Here is a 16,258-nt window from a genome sequence, read left to right as displayed (position 1 = left end):
TCGGTCAGTTCCTGATGGCCCAGAATTTCAGTTCAAGCTCGGCGAATTCGCCGGACACGTGGAACGCGAAGCCGCCGGAGCGCTCCAGTTGCGCCAGGTCTTCGGAACTGAGTTCGAGGATGAAATAGGTTTTGTTGGAGTGGAACGCGATCTGCCGTGGGGCCACCGGCAACGGTTTGACCTTGATGCCTGGCAGGTGCAGGTTGACCAGTTGGCGGATGCGCTCCACCGGGCCGACCTTGAGGTGCGCCGGCAAGCGATGGCGCAGTTCTTCGGAGTCGCAGTTGGCACTGGCCGCGAGCACGAACGAGGCCGAGCCCAGCAGTTTGTGATCGTGCAACGGCGATACGATGATCCCGTACTGACGCGCTTGCAGCACCAGTTCAATGGCGTGCTGTTCGAGCACCATCGACAGCACCTGACGAATCGCTTCCATCAGTTTGCGGAAGCTCGCGCCCTGGTCGCTGTGCTGGTAACGGCTGTCCAGACGCGGGCGTTTGCTCTCACTGGAAAACGTCGCCAGATCGCCGAGCATGGTCAGAAGCGTGCGGTACAACTCTTCCGGGTGCACCTGTTCCAGGCCGAGGTAATGGCGCAGCAGCATTTCGGTGCGGTTGATCAGTTGCAGCATCATGAAGTCGCCGATTTCCGCGCCACCGACTTTGCCGTTGGAGCTGATCCGGTCGGCGATGGTGTCGCCCCGGTGGCCGAGCATGCTGATCACTTCTTTGAGGCACGACAGCAAGTAGCTGGAGGAATGCGCCTGAATGTAGGTCGGCACGAAGTCGGGGTCGAGGCTGATCACGCCGTCGGGCGTGGTGTCGAGCACTTCGCAGATTTTCAGCTTCACGTAGGCCTGGTCGCTCTGCTGCTCGCCGAGCAACAGTTTGAAGTCCGGACGACCGCAGCTGACTTGGCTGGCGGAGTCGTCGCCGGCGTTGGAGTCGGCGACTTCCGCGTCGTACGCGGTGTAGCGCGCCAGCACGTCGGACTGTTCCGGGCGGCGAGACTCGATGTGGTTACCGGTGACCAATGGCAGCGCCAGATAGATTGGCGTGTTGCCAGTGTTCGGCGGCACGTCCAGGGCCAACGGCTCGGTGTTGCCGCCGAGTTCGAACAGGCTGCCGTCCGGCAGAATCCCCGAGGCCTGGCTGATCACCAGTTTGCCCATGTTGAGGAACTGCAAGTCGATTTCCAGGTTGAGGAAGCCCCAGATGTAGCTGCCCAGCAACTGGGTACGGGTCTTCATCTGGTGGTCGTAGTAACGATCGTTGTGCTGGAAGTGCTGCGGACGCAGCAGCATGCCTTCCTGCCAAATGACTTTATGGGAATTCATGATCAGTCATCCGCCTTGGCGAGCGTTTCATGGGTATTGCGGATGCCGGCCTGATCGAGGGTCAGGTCAGCCACGGTGACTTCCAGCGGAGTGATTTGCACTGTGTAGCGCCATTTGGTTTCCGGCAGGTCGCGGTAAGCCGCGAGTACGCCGACGTAACGGCTGCCCTCCTCCACGCTGAGCTTGAGTTCGACGGTTTCACCCGGGCGCAGCTCGAGTTCTTCGCTGGCCACCAAGTCCGGGACCAGGGATTCCTTGGCGCGTTCGTAGAGGCTGAAGAAATCAGCGTTCTCGAAAGTCACCGGGTGCTTGAGCTCCAACAGACGCACGACAATCGGCGACGGACGACCGTTGAGGTCCGGGTTCAGCTGATCGCTGCCGGTGAGCTTCAGGTTGACTTTGGTCACTTTGGAATACGGCGACAGCGACGAGCAACCGGCCAACAGCACGAGGGCAGTGAGCGCAGTCAGCGTCTTGAAAAAAGCGGTCGAGCAGCGAGACATGCGCATCATCCTTGGTGGTCGGTGTGGAGGGTGGAAATCAGGCGGATCTGTTCTTCGTAGGCCTGGGCAAAGTCGCGGGCCAACAGGCGTTCGCTCCAGTCATCGTCCAGACGCAGGGCCTGGTGATAACGCCCGTAGGCTCTCCAGCGACTGCCGGAGGTGGCGAGCAACGGCTTGTTGTCACGCTCGAAACGCAGGGTCAGCTGTTGCGGCGAGAAGTGTTCCAGGGTGCCGCGAACGGCGGCGCGGCTGGCGGTCAGCAACGCCACCTGATGCGCCTGCAAATCGCGGAACGCACGGGAGATTGCTTGCTCCGCCGGCAACTGACCGGGCTTGTTCGGCTGCAACAGAATGCCCAGCGCTTCACCGGCATCGACGGCAAATTTCAGTGGATTCTTGTGGGTGCCTTGCACGGTGGTCTGGGCCAGGCGCAGTTCGTTTTTCAGTTCGCTGCGGGTGCGCAGGCTCTGCTGCAAACCGCCAACGCTTTGCTTGAGCAGACGCGCAGCGTTCAGCGCCAAGGCTTCGCGGGCGTCGTGGTCCAGGCCTTTGAGGTCCACGCCCAACGCTGCACCGAAGTGCTCCCAGAAACCGTCGCTCTGACGTTCGACCGCTTTCGGCGGTGGCGCCGGTGCTGGCTCTGCCGGGGCGTCGATCAGCTCCGGGACCATCAGGCTTTCCATGTCGATGCGTGCGTAGTCGGCACGCTGACGGGTGTCTTCGATGGTGGTGCTCGGGGAGATCAGTTCGTCAATTTCCGAGTACACACGCTCTTGCTGGTCAAGGGCATTGAGCGGGTCGAGGTCGAGGAACGCATCGTCTGGAATGATGCTGCCCGCGGCCTGTGGACGACCGACTTCAACGTCGAATGTCGCCGGGTCACGCACCAGCCGCGCACGGATCTCAAAGTCACCCAGCACGTACACGCTGCCGTGCTCGATGCGCATTGGCTCGCCCTTGCGCAGGCGCGCGCCGCTTTCGCTGTCCTGGATACCGTTGCTGCTGGTATCGGTCAGGAAAAATGTGCCTTCGCGGTAGCTGATCAACGCGTGGTGGTTGGACAAGTGACGCTTGCGGTCGGGAATGATCCAGTCGCAATCCTCGCCTCGGCCGATCACGCCACCGGCCTGCTTGAAGGTCTTCTGGCACAAATCCGTGGGCACGAACTGCTTGGTGTTCAGCATTTCGAAAACCAGTTCCATGGTGATACTCCTTGCGGTCACTTGCCGCGATTGACCGCCTGCGGATCACCCAATGGGCGATAGGTGTTGTCGTTGTATTTGTAATTGCCGCTACAGCCGCCAAGGCCGCATAGAACGACGAGGGTCAGCAGGACGGCTTGCCAGTGACGAACAGACATCAGAGGGTCTCCAGGGGTAGACAAAGCGCAAAGCGCCGACCCGTTTGGGTGGCGCTGTTAGAAGCGAATGAGGTGAAATCGACGGTCTTTTGCCTACCCATCGAAGTCACCCAAATTGATATTCAGGCGACCGAGGCGGTACAGCAGCGTGCGGCGCGGCAGGCCTAATTCGCGGGCAGCGAGGGTCTGGTTGCCGTCGTTTTTGCGCAGGCAGTCGAGCAGCAGGCTGCGTTCAACCTGCTCCAGGCGTTCTCGCAGGTTCAGGCTGCTGTCTTCCGGCATGGCTTCCATGCGCAGGGAGAAATGCTCGGCCAGCAACTCGCCGCCTTCGCACAGCAATACCGCGCGCTCGACTAAACCTTTGAGTTCGCGCACGTTGCCGGGGAAGGCATAACCGGACAGGTGATCCAGCGCCGCGTCGGACCAGCGCACCGCATCCCGTTGCAGAAACGCGCACGCCTTGTCGGCGAAGTGCCGGGCCAAGTCGAGGATGTCGCCTTCGCGCTGACGCAGGGCCGGCAACTCGATCGGGAATTGCGCGAGGCGGTAGTACAAGTCCTCGCGGAATTTGCCTTCGCTGACCAGCACCGACAAATCCCGGTGCGTCGCAGCGATGATGCGCACGTCGATCTTGTGGGTGTCGTTGGAACCCAACGGGCGGATCTCGCCTTCCTGCAACACGCGCAACAATTTGGCTTGCAGCGACAACGGCATGTCACCGATTTCATCGAGCAACAAGGTGCCGCCATTGGCCGCGTCAAACAGCCCGGCACGGTCGCGGTCGGCGCCGGTGAAAGCACCTTTGCGGTAGCCGAACAGCTCGCTTTCCAACAGGTTCTCGGGGAACGCCGCGCAGTTCTGCACGATGAACGCCTGGGAACGGCGCGGACCGCAGTCGTGAATCGCCCGCGCGACCACTTCCTTGCCGGTGCCGGTCTCACCGCGCAGCAGCACGGTGTAAGGGCTGTGCAAAACTTTACTGATCAGCGAATAGGTCTGGCGCATCGCCGAGCTCTTGCCGATCAGGCCATAACCGCTGGCGCTCGGGACGTTGACCGGAGTCGGCCGTGTATTGCCGGTCGGCTGACGCAAACGCTGCAGCAAATGCAATTGGCCGAGCACGAACGAGCCCAGTTGACCGAGGGAATCGGCAAAGCCTTGCAGGTCGATATGCCGGCGACTGGCGCACAGCAGCAAACCTTCGACAGCCTTTTGCTGATTAACCAACGGCACGCACAACAGCGACTGCCAAGGCGTGGCCTGGAGCGGCAGGAAACTGGTTTCGTGCAGGCTGCCGCTCAGCTCGCTGAGGCATACCACGCGGTTCTGGCACAGGGCGAATTGCAGCAGTTGTTCACCGTTGTAATCCGCCGGCAGGCTCGCCCCTTCCCGGGGTTGCAGAATGCCGTTCAGGCACTCGGCGTTCATCCCCAGGCAGGTGTGGGTCGCGTCCAGCAAATACAACTGCGTTAGTTCGCAACCGCTGAGCTCGGCCAAACCGCGCACGAAGTCACCCAGCAGCGCAGCACCGTCCGCCGCGCGCGACAGGCTGGCGAACTGCGCCAGCAAGGCTTCGGCATAGACCAGTGGTTGCGGCACTTGAGTGAACATCACACCCACCTCAGGCGAACTCGCACATCACGCTGGCGTCGCCGTCGAGCGTCGCATGCACACGCTTGAGGCTTTCACCGGAGGCCATTGCATCGAGCAAACGGTCAGCCACCAACGGCAGCACGTGCAAGTCGAGCAAGTGGTCGATCAGGCGCGCGCCGCTGTCGCTTTGAGTGCAGCGTTCGGCCAAGTGATCGACGAGGTCCTGGGAGTAGGTGAAATCCAGCTGACGACGGTTCAGGCGCTCGCCCAAACGACCGAGTTTGATTTCGATCAGCTCGCGCAGCACCGGGCCACCGACCGGGTAGTAAGGCACCACGCGCATGCGCGCCAGCAACGCCGGTTTGAAGTGCTTGCTGAGCACCGGGCGAATGGTTTCTTCAAGCACTTCTGCAGTCGGCCGCGCGCCGTTTTCGCAGAGTTCGCTGATGCGGTCGCTGCCCAGGTTCGAGGTCATCAGGATCAGCGTGTTGCGGAAGTCGATCTCGCGCCCTTCCCCGTCGTTGGCCACGCCTTTGTCGAAGATTTGGTAGAACAGGTTGAGCACGTCCGGGTCGGCTTTCTCGACTTCATCGAGCAACACCACCGAGTACGGCTTCTGGCGTACGGCTTCGGTGAGCATGCCGCCCTCGCCGTAACCGACGTAGCCCGGCGGCGCACCGATCAGACGCGAGACGGTGTGCTTCTCCTGGAACTCGGACATGTTGATAGTGGTGATGAAGCGATCGCCGCCGTAGAGCAAGTCGGCCAGGGCCAGCGCGGTTTCGGTTTTGCCGACGCCGCTCGGGCCGACCAGCAGGAACACACCGACCGGCGCATCAGGCTTGTTCAGGCCAGCGGCAGTGGCACGCATCGAACGGTCGAGGGCATGAACCGCTTGTTCCTGACCACGAATACGGGTGCGCAAATCGGTGGCGAAGCTCGCGACCTTGGCGTTGTGCTCGCGGGCCAGTTGCGCCAATGGCACACCGGTCCAGGCGCTGATCACTTCGGCCACCAGACGCGGGCAGACTTCGAAGCTCACCAGACGTTCTTTGACTTGAGCCTCGGTCAGGGCGCGGTGGGTTTCGTTCAGCGCAGTTTCCAGGGAAGCGACGCTTTGTGCTTCGTCTACTGGCAGGGTTTCGATCACGGTGCCTTCAGCGTCTTCTTCGACCGTGATGGTCGGTTCGACGGCAGCGGCTTCGCGAGCCTTGGCCAGTTGCTGACGCAGCTCCAGCAGGCGCTCAGCCAATTCTTTCTGCTCAGTCCAGAGGGTTTCCAGAGCGACCATTTCGTCTTCAGCATCGGCCAAGCGATCTTCCAAAGCGTCCAGCGCTTCATGATCGATCAGCAGACCCGCCTCGGCGTCACGACGCAGGGCCTGACGTTGACGGCCACCTTCGGCCAGTTCGCCGCGCAGGCGTTCCAGGCTTTCCGGGGCGGCGGCGAGGCTGATGCGCACACGGGCGCAAGCGGTATCGAGCACGTCGACGGCTTTGTCCGGCAGCTGACGACCCGCCAGGTAACGGGCAGACAACTCGGCCGCTGCAACCACTGCGTCATCGCGCAGGTAGATGCCGTGGCTCTTCTCGTAAACCTGAGCCAGACCACGCAGGATGGTCACCGCTTCGCTGACCGTCGGTTCGTGCAGTTGCACCGGTTGGAAACGACGGGCCAGGGCCGGGTCTTTCTCGAAGTATTTCTTGTACTCCGCCCAGGTGGTGGCGGCGATGGTGCGCAATTCGCCACGGGCCAGGGCCGGTTTCAGCAAGTTGGCCGCGTCGGAACCACCGGCATTGCCGCCCGCGCCGATCAAAGTGTGAGCTTCGTCGATAAACAGAATGATCGGTTTTGGTGAGGCTTTGACTTCGTCGATCACGCCTTTGAGACGACGTTCGAATTCACCTTTGACGCTGGCGCCGGCCTGCAACAGGCCCATGTCCAGCGACAGCAACTCGACGCCTTTGAGTACCTGTGGCACTTCACCGGCCGCGATGCGCGAGGCCAAGCCTTCGACGATGGCGGTTTTGCCGACGCCGGCTTCACCAACCACGATCGGGTTGTTCTTGCGACGACGGGCGAGGATGTCGACCATCTGCCGGATCGCGCCATCACGGCACAGCACCGGATCGAGTTTGCCGTCGCGGGCCTGTTGGGTCAGGTTGTGGGTGAAGCGCTGCAGCAGCGATTCGCCGGGCACGGCGGGTTTACCGGTGGCCGGTTGTTCTTTTTGCGACAGGGCGAATTCTTTCAGGCGCTCGATGTTCAGCTTGGCCAGCAACGACTGATAACGACTGCCGGCGTAACGCATCGGGTTGCGCAGCAGTGCGAGGATCAACGCGGCTTGCTCGACCTGGCTCTGGCCCAATTCGAGGTTGGCCACCAGCAAGGCGTCTTGCAGCCACTGCACCAGTTCCGGGGCGAACACCGGGTTGCGCGAGGCGCTGTGCTCGACCCGCGATTGCAGCGCGGCGCTCAGTTCGCCGGCATCGACTTCGGCATCTTGCAACGCACGGGCGAGCAGGCCTTGCGGGCGTTCCAGCAGGCCCAGCAGCAGGTCTTCGACGAGGATCTTGCTGCCGCCACGGGCGACGCAGCGTTCGGCAGAACTTTCCAGATCACGACGGGTTTCGGCGTCCAGCGCCTGGATAAGTTGTTGCAGGTCTACGTTGATCATGTGTCATCTGTCCTTAATGAATTTTGCTGCCCAAGGTCACCACGCCGTCCGCTTTTTCGCGGCCCAACCAACTGGTCCATCCCAGGCGACAAGCGTTCTGTTCACCGATGCGCAGTTCGCGGATTTCTTCCTGGCGCAACACCAGGCGAATGTCGTAATCGAGCGGGTCACGCAGGGTGAACCGCACCAGCGCGCACAGCGGCTGGTAGCCGAAACCGATCGGCAGGAATTCGTGAAAGCGTTGCCAGTCGAGCTCGCGAATGTGAATGCGAAATTTTCCGCTGCGATCGCGCACGTGTTCGCCCAGCACCAGGTCTTCGCCGAGCATGCTGTTGGCGCGACCCAAGCGATTGCGCTGCTCGTCGAGGATTTCGACGCGGCGCTCGATGCACTGCTCGATGGTCAGTTCGGCATGCTTGAAGTAGTAACGCAGCACCGCTTCGATCAGCGCCGCCGAGTGCGCCCGCAAGCTGAGCAGGCCGAGGTACGGCAACAAGCGTTTCCAGTTCAGCTCCTGAGCCCTGCGGATCTCTTCGCCACCGAGGCCGATCAACGCAAACAACTGCGAGGAAAACGGATCGAGGGCGCCGCTCTGGAAGCTTGCGCGGTAGCGGTATTTTTTCCAGATCGGCAGCATCAGCCGTTGCAGGCGATGGTGGAACAGGTCGAGGAAGTTGCGGGTCGGGTTGCCGTCTTCGCTGTCGCCCAGGGCCTGTTCGCCATAGAACGCCGGCAGCGGCGAACCGGAACCGACCAGGCCGATCAGGTTGAAACGCAGACGCGCACGCATCTGCCCGTGTTCTTTGAAAAACTCCACGCGATCGACGTCGCTGCCAGGGAAACCCAGGCTCGGATTGGCCTGGAATTCAAGCTGGTCGTACAGGTCGTCTTCGCTCAGGTGCGGGTGTGCCTCACGCAGCCGGTCAATGACCAGCAGCACGGCCTGAAACAGCGAGTACTCGCGTATTACCCGGGTCAGCCCGCTTAAAGCAGGGGCTGCAGGCCCATACGTGGTGTCCATTGGTACACCTCTCCCTGTGTGCTTTTTACCCGCAGCTCGTGGAACGAATTGAGACTGGCGTAAAGCGCGAAAAACTCGTTAAGAACCGAAGCGAACACGAACAGGTCGCCCTCGCCGATATACCCTTCCGGGTCGATGGTCAGCTCGGTGCGCAACCCGCGCACCGGCAAGCCACGGTGCAAGCGGTCAACGTGGTGGTGCTTGATGTGCTTGAGGCCGCCGAGCAGGCGTTTGCTGACTTTTTCCGCGTGTTGGTCGTAGTAGCGCGGCAGGTCGTAGGTTTCGAGAATCACCTTCAACGCATTGACGTCGGCCAGCGACAGGTAGTTGAGCGACATGTTGCTGATCAACTTCCAGAGGAAGTCGCGGTTCAGCGGTGGCGCGAAACTCGAAGTGGCCGGGGTGATGTTGCGGAAGCTGAGGAACTCCGGGGTCTCTTCACAGGCCATGCAGATGTCGCCGAGCTTGAGCTTGCGCGGCAGGTTCTGGTTGGTGCACATCAGCTCGATAGACAGGGTTTCGTGGGCTTCGGTGTGGCGGATGCCGAAGCTCAGATAAGTGTCGAGGCCGTCGTGCAGCAAGGATGAACGCTGGCGGATGCTGTAATGCGGACGGCTGGTGGGCACGTCGAAACTCGGGTCGTGCTCGAAGGATTCAAACGGCACGTATTCCTGATAACCAAGACCGCCGGGCTTCCAGCCGGTGACGGTTTCCACCGAGAACACGCCGCAGTTTTCCAGGTCGTATTCGGCCGGCAACAACAGGTATTCGTCCTGTTTGCCATCGAGGCGAATCGGCAAAGCATCGTGCTCGAACAGGTTAACGATCGGCGTGCAGTAGAGCTTCACGTTGTCCAGTGTCGGACGCATACGCATGATGCCGCTCTTGCGAATATCGAAGCGTAACTCCAGGCCGCGCATTTGCTTGAGGGTGTCTTCCGGCAATGCCTTGAGCAGGTCCAGGCCGTTGATGTCGACGAATAGGAACTTGTCCTGGAAGGCGAAATATTCCTGCAAGTAGCGATAGCCGCGGAAGGTGTTCAACGGATACGGAATCAACGCTTCTTCCTCGGCAAAACCCACCGGCTGCACGCGGTCGCCGGGCATCTTGAACGCCATCGGCTGACCGCTTACGCCGTTGATGGCCTTGCCGGCGCCGTCCAGCGGGATCAGCTCGATGCCTTCGAGGTTGCGCAACAGGCTCAGGTAAAGCATCTGACTGATATAGCGCTCACCGGCAAAGTGCAGGCGCAAACGACTCAACTCCAGCTCGCCGAGATGGCCATCAGCGCTCATCTCCAGGCGCAGGCTCAACAGCGAACCGTCGCCCTTCACCGAATAAGTCAGCGCGGCCAGATCCAGCGGCAATACCTCGGTCGGATAGCACGTGCGAAAACGGCAGCGCACGTCATCGACCGGCACACTCTCCACCGGCGTATCACGCTCGACCTTCAGCGCAGGCCCGGAACGCTTCAACGGGTCAAACTGCAAAATGCTGAACGCCGGCAGCGGCCGCATGTAGTTCGGCCACAGCAACTGCATCAGCGAGTGGCTGAGTTCCGGCAACTCGTCGTCGAGCTTCTGGCGCAGGCGCCCGGTCAGAAAGGCAAAGCCCTCGAGCAACCGCTCCACGTCCGGATCCCGCCCGGCCTGGCCCAGATACGGCGCCAGCGCGGGACTACGCTCGGCGAAACGGCGACCTAACTGGCGAAGTGCGGTGAGTTCGCTTTGGTAGTAGTGGTTAAAGGACATGGGTTACCTGCCTGGTTGTGGAACTCACGAAAAAACCGTCCTGTAGAGCGCGACTGTCACGCCGGCACACACGTAGCCCGCCACCAATAGGTAAGGCAAAATCGTGACCCAGCCGAATAACATGAAAAAACTTTCGGACTGCCCGTTGAACGCATGGCACAAGTCGTAGATGACCCACGGCGCGGCATAAAAAGGGATGAGTTTTAAAGGTGAAAGCCAAACCATCCGCAATGCTTGCGCTTCATCCCGCCCTATCACGGAGCGAGTCGTCCACAACGCAAATACCAAGTAGCCAGGAATTCCCCACCACAGCAGATACATCCACTCGGAATACGTTGAGTCGGTTTTCGTGTAATAGCCGCCCAGCAAGCTGATGAAGAAAATCCCCAGCAACACTGGCAGCGGCCACCACAGGGCGATCAACAGAAAACTCAGGCGGCCTCTGCTAAGCATCGTTCGCCACCGCTGTCGCAAACACATATTCGAGAGCGCTGGTCAATCGCGCACGCCTGTAGATGGGCTCTGCCCAACGCGGTGAATGAACGCTCTCTGTGTCCAACGCAACTCAATGACCTGCGTTACCAGAATCGCCAACAATGTCACGCCGCCCTGAGCCACGGTGTAGAAGAGCGCACGCAGCGGGTTGTCCGGCACCATGGTGAACAGAATCCAACTGACCATTACCGCGAGGACGCCCAGCTTGGCCCACAGGTTCGGGAACAGCGCGACCACCAGGTTCACCCCGAAAAAAATATAAATGAACATGTAATGAGCAATGCCAATTCCCACGCCACGCGTGGTGAACCCGCCGTTGAACGCTTTATAGGCAACGACGACTGCATCGTTCAGGAACGCGTAAGCAACGCATCCAGCGGCGTGGAAAGCGAGGCACATGGCAAAGCGGACGTAGGTGTTCATGCTGGACTCAAATTCGCATAGTAGGAACCGGCGAGCTCCATCACGACGACGGTCATTAACACTACGAACGTCAGTGCACGATGGAGCAGCGACTCTCGGAATCCACGACGAAGCCCGGTCAAAATCAGCACAAGACTCAGCAATGCCAAAGCGCCAAACAAATTGCTGTCGGCAACAACGGCCAGATAGCCTTCCATTTCATATTCCCCGAGCATTTCTGTCAGTTTTCCAAGTGCGTGTAAGGTGTATTACTGATAAACAAATTCAGCCAGTGCCATTCCCACTGTGGCATAGCAATATCAAACGTTTGTTCTTTTTTATTGAAATACAACCAATAGACTCCTACCGATTTATCGTCCTCATACAAGCGCATATCTAGCGACTGAGTTGAATACAAAGGAGTTCGATAAGTTTTTTCTGGATTTTCGCGGTCGATGACTCGTAGGTAGGCCATACCCCCTAAAGTCCAGATTCTGCCAACAGGTACATTTTCCAAAATATAACGACCGGAAGTGTCGACATTCGTAACATTGGCAGGATAGTTGCGCATTTTGTTAACGACAACGATTAGCAAGATCACTAAAGCAATCAACACGACGGCAGCGCGAACTATCTTACTTTTGTTCCTGAAAAAAAACTCACGGATACGGATATTAAGGACAGTCCCCTTTTTCATTCCCAGCGCCCTGACGCTCACCTCAATCACCCCCAACAATTTCATATGGGGTATTACTGATAAAACTATTGAGCCAATGCGTTTTCCAGTCCGGAACCCTGATACCAAAATGCTGATCCCGCTTGTAAAAATCGATCCAGACAATTCCCACAATCACATCATCCTCGTGGGAACTCATATCCACAGTGCTGCGCGAATACAAAGGAGATCGAAACACTGTGTTCGAATCTCTTTTGTCGGTGATTCGCAAGTACGCCAAATCATCGAAGGGCACGAGCAAACCTCTAACAGGCACATTTTCAATTAGATAGCTACCTGATTCACTAACTACAAAACTACTGGCTTTGCGTTCAAGCACGCTATTCAGCGAAACAGAAAAAACACTGATCGCAGCTACCAAAAAACAAAGTAACGAAGCTATTTTCTTTGAGCTCATCAGTTCTTCACCAGTTCAATAGAAACAGGAGCAATACTTTCGTAAAAAATATCAGAAAAAAGCCTGAAATCCCCACCTTTGGAGTGAAGCTTTTTGTACTCCACAAAATGTTTGTTTTGAATAAAAAAATATCGTTTGTTTGCTGCTTCCACAAACCGTCTTTCTGATGCTTCACTCATCCCGAATATGGATGACCGCGCGATTCCAGCGGTCTCTTGGTCAATTGCCATGTTTTGCGCGTTAGCGTCGAGAACCCCAGCGACACCATCAAAGTTCCAATATCCGAGTGGCTGGCTGACAAAATCGTCACCGTCATTAAAATCATAGTTATCTTCGACGTAGTAACCCAGGCGATCCGCGACGAATACAATTTTCTTATCAAAGACGTTTACAACGCCTTCGGCGATAACCCGCATATTGAAATTTGCCAATGCTCCACGCAGTTCATCCAACTCACCGCCACCTAACTGACTGAAATTAACAGACCTCGAATTAAAATAGCCGAACTTCTCGGCTGCACGCCCCTTACCATTGAACTTCACTGGATAACAACCGGGACCAGACTTGCCGAATGCCCGTAGCATTTTTGTGCGGATTTCAGGCATGGCTTTTTCGTTATTCCATGCCCCTTTTAGCACTTGACGCGTTTCACTAGGCTTCTTAAATTTAAGCACCCAGTCCATCTTGACTATATTTTCTTCGATGTACTGATCGGGCACTGGTCTAGTACGCTCTTTTTCTTCTTTCTCCATCCCGCCACTGGCATTTTTCCATGGCTCACCCTTAAACCAGTGACGCATTAATTCCGCGGCTACAGGCCACTTCATCTTATCCATCGCAGCAGGAATATCGCTCACTTTAAAATGACGCACAGCAGTAGACTGCCCAGTTTTGTTACTCGCTGGGGTCAAGCTAGATGCCACTACTGTGTCTGTCATTTAAAAATCCTTAATTTAAAACCCAGAGTCCAATGCTCACTTCTAAAAAAAACAACCAAATACTTACGCGATCATTACTTCGGCTTGTTGCTCAATCACCAACTCCACAGCTTCAGCCTGACCGGAAGAAATTTTTTGAGTCTTTCCATCAGCACTGGTAATACCGTTAACGATCTTTCCTGAAGCGGTTTTTAGTGTGTACGCAACTCCAGCCAACGGCTTCCCGGTGTCCTGACAATTGATCACAAAATGTTCGTTAAACGGCCACTGAATCTCCACCGGCAACGGCGCCACAAACGGCGCCGGCGAATGCGAATTCCCGATAATCACCGTCCCGGATCCAGCCGTAACCTTGTTGCCATGAGTCCCAACGGAGTCCACCGTGGCCGCCGGTTTCCCGTTAATCAAAACCGTCGTCGCCAATCCGCCAACCAACGCACCACCACACGCCGAGGCATCGCCTTGGCTGGCGGCCGCGAGGCCGTCGAAGAACACGTCGCCGGAACCGGCGGCGATCGGGTTGGTACCGTGGCCGGGGAGCGGGCAAGCGGTGGGGTCGGTGACGCGTGCTGCGGGTTTGCCGGACATCGGAGTCTCCTTAATTGACCTTCACTTGACCGCTGCCATCCAGGCGCGCGGCGAAACTGACCTGACGCTTGAAACCATCAACTTCCAGCAAGCCTTCAATGCTGAAGGACAGGCGAAGCTGATCGTGCTCACGCGGCAGGGAAATGACACGCACATTGCTCAGGCGTGGCTCGTAGGCTTCGATGAAATTTTCGATGGCCAGACGGGCCTGACTCAGGGAGTCGTGCAGGCTCAGGCGCATGTCATTGAGATCGGGTAGCCCGTAATCGGACAGCGTTTGCACGCTGCCCGCACGGGTGCTGAGCATCTTGGCCAAATGGGCAGCCACGGACGCCATGGCGGAAACCTCGCGGCTCCAGCCGACGCGTTTGTCCGCGTCACCACCCAGGCGTTCGAAAAGGCTGCCGTATCCAGTCATGAGTTAGGCTCCGCTTACTCTTTGTCCAGCTTGCCAACCAGCGACAGGGTGAAATCTGCACCCATGTACTTGAAGTGCGGACGCACGTTCAGGCTGACGCGGTACCAGCCAGGCTCGCCTTCAACATCGCTGACGATGATCTGGGCAGCGCGCAGTGGACGACGGCCACGGACTTCGGCGCTCGGGTTTTCCTGGTCGGCCACGTACTGACGGATCCACTTGTTGAGTTCCAGCTCGAGGTCGGTGCGTTCTTTCCACGAACCGAGTTGCTCGCGCTGCAGCACTTTCAAGTAGTGAGCCAGGCGGTTGACGATCATCATGTACGGCAGTTGGGTGCCGAGCTTGTAGTTCAGCTCCGCAGCCTTGCCTTCAGCGCTGATGCCGAAGAACTTCGGCTTCTGCACCGAGCTTGCGGAGAAGAACGCCGCGTTGTCGGAGCCTTTACGCATGGTCAGGGAGATGAAGCCTTCCTCGGCCAGTTCGTATTCACGACGGTCGCTAACCAATACCTCGGTAGGAATCTTGGTTTCGATTTCGCCCATGCTTTCGAAGTGGTGCAACGGCAGGTCTTCAACTGCGCCACCGCTCTGCGGGCCGATGATGTTCGGGCACCAGCGGAATTTGGCGAAGCTGTCGGTCAGTTTGGTGCCGAACGCGTAGGCAGTGTTGCCCCACAGGTAGTGCTCGTGGCTGTTGGCGACGGTTTCTTTGTACACGAACGATTTGACCGGGTTTTCTTCCGGGTCGTACGGGTTACGCAGCAAGAAACGCGGCACGGTCAGGCCCACGTAACGGGAGTCTTCCGACTGGCGGAAGCTCTGCCATTTGGCGAATTGCGGGCCTTCGAAGTGATCTTTCAGATCTTTCAGGTCCGGCAGACCGGTGAAGCTTTCCAGGCCGAAGAATTTCGGGCCGGCAGCCGCGATGAACGGCGCGTGGGACATGCAGGCTACGCTGGACACGTACTGCATCAGTTTCACGTCCGGCGAGCTTGGGGACATGAAGTAGTTGGCGATGATCGCGCCCACAGGCTGACCACCGAACTGACCGTATTCAGCGGTGTAGATGTGCTTGTACAGGCCAGCCTGCATCACTTCCGGCGAATCTTCGAAATCGTCCAGCAGGTCTTCTTTGGAGACGTTGAGGATTTCGATCTTGATGTTTTCGCGGAAGTTGGTGCGATCGACCAACAACTGCAGACCACGCCACGACGATTCCAGGGACTGGAAGTCCGGGTGGTGCAGGATTTCGTCCATCTGACGGCTGAGCTTGGCATCGATCTCGGCGATCATGCGATCGACCATGGCCTTCTTGACCGGCTCACCGTTGTTCTGCGGCTTGAGCAGCTCTTCGATGAACGCCGACACACCGCGTTTGGCGATGTCGTAGGCTTCGTCGTCCGGGGTCAGGCGGGTTTCGGCGATGATGCTGTCGAGAATGCTGTATTCGCCGTTCTCGTTGCTCTTTTGCTGTGCTGCGCTAGTGCTCATTGTGTTGGCTTCCTTGGCTGATAGGGGCTCAGACGTTTTGGGCGGCATCCTGGGCTGCGGCGTTCAGGCCCAGCTCACCCAGTACGCGACCGCGGGATTCGTCGTCGGCGAGCACGCCTTCGATGGCTTTGCGGAACGCAGGTGCGTTACCCAGCGGGCCTTTGAGGGCCACCAGCGCGTCGCGCAGTTCCATCAGTTTTTTCAGCTCAGGCACTTGCTCGACCAGCGAGGCCGGGTTGAAGTCCTTCATCGAGTTGACGCGCAGTTTCACGGCCAGTTCTTCAGTGTCGCTTTCTTCCTGAAGACGGTTCGGCACGCTCAGCGTCAGGCTCAGCTCTTGCTTGGCCAGCACTTCGTCGAAAGTCATTTTGTCGATGCTGATCGGCTTGCGATCTTCGACTTTGCGTTCGTCCTTGCGGTGGGTGTAGTCACCGATTGCCAGTAGTTTCAGCGGCAGTTCAATCTCTTCCTGAGCACCGCCGGTGGCGGGTTTGAAGGTGACGTTGATGCGTTCCTTGGGGGCTACCGAGCCTTCTTTGGCCATGGCTTTTCT

The 16,258-nt window shown here is 58.3% G+C and carries 18 protein-coding genes; all 18 read right to left on the bottom strand.

Going from position 1 to position 16,258, the window contains the following annotated elements; all coding sequences use genetic code 11:
* Nucleotides 1-4: 4 nt before the first annotated feature.
* Nucleotides 5-1,336 carry a type VI secretion system baseplate subunit TssK gene (tssK, locus tag JFU11_RS15755; RefSeq protein ID WP_123720205.1) on the bottom strand — a complete coding sequence of 444 codons (1,332 nt, stop codon included), beginning with the start codon at nucleotides 1,334-1,336 and terminating at the stop codon, nucleotides 5-7.
* Nucleotides 1,337-1,338: 2 nt separating this feature from the next.
* Complete coding sequence (tssJ, locus tag JFU11_RS15750) at nucleotides 1,339-1,839, bottom strand: type VI secretion system lipoprotein TssJ (protein ID WP_201061212.1); 501 nt, start codon at nucleotides 1,837-1,839, stop codon at nucleotides 1,339-1,341.
* A gap of 5 nt (nucleotides 1,840-1,844) precedes the next feature.
* A complete protein-coding gene (tagH, locus tag JFU11_RS15745) occupies nucleotides 1,845-3,041 on the bottom strand; it encodes a type VI secretion system-associated FHA domain protein TagH (RefSeq protein WP_123720203.1) in 1,197 nt (398 codons plus the stop codon).
* 17 nt (nucleotides 3,042-3,058) lie between these two features.
* Complete coding sequence (locus JFU11_RS15740) at nucleotides 3,059-3,199, bottom strand: hypothetical protein (protein WP_008150087.1); 141 nt, start codon at nucleotides 3,197-3,199, stop codon at nucleotides 3,059-3,061.
* Nucleotides 3,200-3,292: 93 nt separating this feature from the next.
* Nucleotides 3,293-4,810, bottom strand: a complete 1,518-nt coding sequence (locus tag JFU11_RS15735) for a sigma 54-interacting transcriptional regulator (RefSeq protein ID WP_201061210.1) — start codon at nucleotides 4,808-4,810, stop codon at nucleotides 3,293-3,295.
* A 10-nt stretch (nucleotides 4,811-4,820) separates the two neighbouring features.
* The gene (gene tssH / locus JFU11_RS15730; protein ID WP_201061208.1) at nucleotides 4,821-7,469 is read right to left on the bottom strand and encodes a type VI secretion system ATPase TssH; all 2,649 of its coding nucleotides are present in this window, start codon (nucleotides 7,467-7,469) and stop codon (nucleotides 4,821-4,823) included.
* A 13-nt stretch (nucleotides 7,470-7,482) separates the two neighbouring features.
* Nucleotides 7,483-8,490, bottom strand: coding sequence for a type VI secretion system baseplate subunit TssG (tssG, locus tag JFU11_RS15725; protein ID WP_123720199.1), 1,008 nt, complete (start codon nucleotides 8,488-8,490; stop codon nucleotides 7,483-7,485).
* Complete coding sequence (gene tssF / locus JFU11_RS15720; RefSeq protein WP_201061207.1) at nucleotides 8,454-10,241, bottom strand: type VI secretion system baseplate subunit TssF; 1,788 nt, start codon at nucleotides 10,239-10,241, stop codon at nucleotides 8,454-8,456. Before tssF ends, tssG begins: the two co-directional genes overlap by 37 nt.
* A 24-nt stretch (nucleotides 10,242-10,265) precedes the next feature.
* Nucleotides 10,266-10,664: a hypothetical protein gene (locus tag JFU11_RS15715; protein WP_201061204.1), complete on the bottom strand. Its 399-nt coding sequence runs from the start codon at nucleotides 10,662-10,664 to the stop codon at nucleotides 10,266-10,268.
* 72 nt (nucleotides 10,665-10,736) lie between these two features.
* Nucleotides 10,737-11,159 (bottom strand): hypothetical protein, encoded by a 423-nt coding sequence (locus JFU11_RS15710; RefSeq protein ID WP_201061203.1) that lies wholly within the window; start codon nucleotides 11,157-11,159, stop codon nucleotides 10,737-10,739.
* Nucleotides 11,156-11,356, bottom strand: a complete 201-nt coding sequence (locus JFU11_RS15705) for a hypothetical protein (RefSeq protein WP_201061201.1) — start codon at nucleotides 11,354-11,356, stop codon at nucleotides 11,156-11,158. Before JFU11_RS15705 ends, JFU11_RS15710 begins: the two co-directional genes overlap by 4 nt.
* 23 nt (nucleotides 11,357-11,379) lie before the next feature.
* Nucleotides 11,380-11,880, bottom strand: coding sequence for a hypothetical protein (locus JFU11_RS15700; RefSeq protein WP_201061199.1), 501 nt, complete (start codon nucleotides 11,878-11,880; stop codon nucleotides 11,380-11,382).
* Nucleotides 11,858-12,271, bottom strand: coding sequence for a hypothetical protein (locus tag JFU11_RS15695; RefSeq protein WP_201061197.1), 414 nt, complete (start codon nucleotides 12,269-12,271; stop codon nucleotides 11,858-11,860). Before JFU11_RS15695 ends, JFU11_RS15700 begins: the two co-directional genes overlap by 23 nt.
* Nucleotides 12,271-13,209: a DUF6402 family protein gene (locus tag JFU11_RS15690; protein ID WP_201061195.1), complete on the bottom strand. Its 939-nt coding sequence runs from the start codon at nucleotides 13,207-13,209 to the stop codon at nucleotides 12,271-12,273. Before JFU11_RS15690 ends, JFU11_RS15695 begins: the two co-directional genes overlap by 1 nt.
* A gap of 63 nt (nucleotides 13,210-13,272) precedes the next feature.
* Complete coding sequence (locus JFU11_RS15685) at nucleotides 13,273-13,797, bottom strand: PAAR domain-containing protein (RefSeq protein WP_201061193.1); 525 nt, start codon at nucleotides 13,795-13,797, stop codon at nucleotides 13,273-13,275.
* Between the two features lie 10 nt (nucleotides 13,798-13,807).
* A complete protein-coding gene (gene tssE, locus JFU11_RS15680; RefSeq protein ID WP_123720189.1) occupies nucleotides 13,808-14,215 on the bottom strand; it encodes a type VI secretion system baseplate subunit TssE in 408 nt (135 codons plus the stop codon).
* A gap of 14 nt (nucleotides 14,216-14,229) precedes the next feature.
* Complete coding sequence (gene tssC, locus JFU11_RS15675) at nucleotides 14,230-15,705, bottom strand: type VI secretion system contractile sheath large subunit (RefSeq protein ID WP_017341541.1); 1,476 nt, start codon at nucleotides 15,703-15,705, stop codon at nucleotides 14,230-14,232.
* Between the two features lie 28 nt (nucleotides 15,706-15,733).
* Complete coding sequence (gene tssB, locus JFU11_RS15670; RefSeq protein WP_052967823.1) at nucleotides 15,734-16,249, bottom strand: type VI secretion system contractile sheath small subunit; 516 nt, start codon at nucleotides 16,247-16,249, stop codon at nucleotides 15,734-15,736.
* Nucleotides 16,250-16,258: the final 9 nt, after the last annotated feature.

It is taken from the genome of Pseudomonas sp. TH37 (assembly GCF_016650735.1).
Taxonomy (GTDB): Bacteria; Pseudomonadota; Gammaproteobacteria; order Pseudomonadales; family Pseudomonadaceae; genus Aquipseudomonas; species Aquipseudomonas farris.
Note: the sequence above shows the minus strand (reverse complement) of the source record. Positions and strands in the feature narration are given on the sequence as shown.

Bases quoted from the DNA above. Each gene is read 5' to 3' on its own strand.
- tssK (WP_123720205.1), bottom strand. From the start codon at position 1,336: ATGAATTCCCATAAAGTCATTTGGCAGGAAGGCATGCTGCTGCGTCCG.
- tssJ (WP_201061212.1), bottom strand. From the start codon at position 1,839: ATGTCTCGCTGCTCGACCGCTTTTTTCAAGACGCTGACTGCGCTCACT.
- tagH (WP_123720203.1), bottom strand. From the start codon at position 3,041: ATGGAACTGGTTTTCGAAATGCTGAACACCAAGCAGTTCGTGCCCACG.
- JFU11_RS15740 (WP_008150087.1), bottom strand. From the start codon at position 3,199: ATGTCTGTTCGTCACTGGCAAGCCGTCCTGCTGACCCTCGTCGTTCTA.
- JFU11_RS15735 (WP_201061210.1), bottom strand. From the start codon at position 4,810: ATGTTCACTCAAGTGCCGCAACCACTGGTCTATGCCGAAGCCTTGCTG.
- tssH (WP_201061208.1), bottom strand. From the start codon at position 7,469: ATGATCAACGTAGACCTGCAACAACTTATCCAGGCGCTGGACGCCGAA.
- tssG (WP_123720199.1), bottom strand. From the start codon at position 8,490: ATGGACACCACGTATGGGCCTGCAGCCCCTGCTTTAAGCGGGCTGACC.
- tssF (WP_201061207.1), bottom strand. From the start codon at position 10,241: ATGTCCTTTAACCACTACTACCAAAGCGAACTCACCGCACTTCGCCAG.
- JFU11_RS15710 (WP_201061203.1), bottom strand. From the start codon at position 11,159: ATGAACACCTACGTCCGCTTTGCCATGTGCCTCGCTTTCCACGCCGCT.
- JFU11_RS15705 (WP_201061201.1), bottom strand. From the start codon at position 11,356: ATGGAAGGCTATCTGGCCGTTGTTGCCGACAGCAATTTGTTTGGCGCT.
- JFU11_RS15700 (WP_201061199.1), bottom strand. From the start codon at position 11,880: ATGAAATTGTTGGGGGTGATTGAGGTGAGCGTCAGGGCGCTGGGAATG.
- JFU11_RS15695 (WP_201061197.1), bottom strand. From the start codon at position 12,271: ATGAGCTCAAAGAAAATAGCTTCGTTACTTTGTTTTTTGGTAGCTGCG.
- JFU11_RS15690 (WP_201061195.1), bottom strand. From the start codon at position 13,209: ATGACAGACACAGTAGTGGCATCTAGCTTGACCCCAGCGAGTAACAAA.
- JFU11_RS15685 (WP_201061193.1), bottom strand. From the start codon at position 13,797: ATGTCCGGCAAACCCGCAGCACGCGTCACCGACCCCACCGCTTGCCCG.
- tssE (WP_123720189.1), bottom strand. From the start codon at position 14,215: ATGACTGGATACGGCAGCCTTTTCGAACGCCTGGGTGGTGACGCGGAC.
- tssC (WP_017341541.1), bottom strand. From the start codon at position 15,705: ATGAGCACTAGCGCAGCACAGCAAAAGAGCAACGAGAACGGCGAATAC.
- tssB (WP_052967823.1), bottom strand. From the start codon at position 16,249: ATGGCCAAAGAAGGCTCGGTAGCCCCCAAGGAACGCATCAACGTCACC.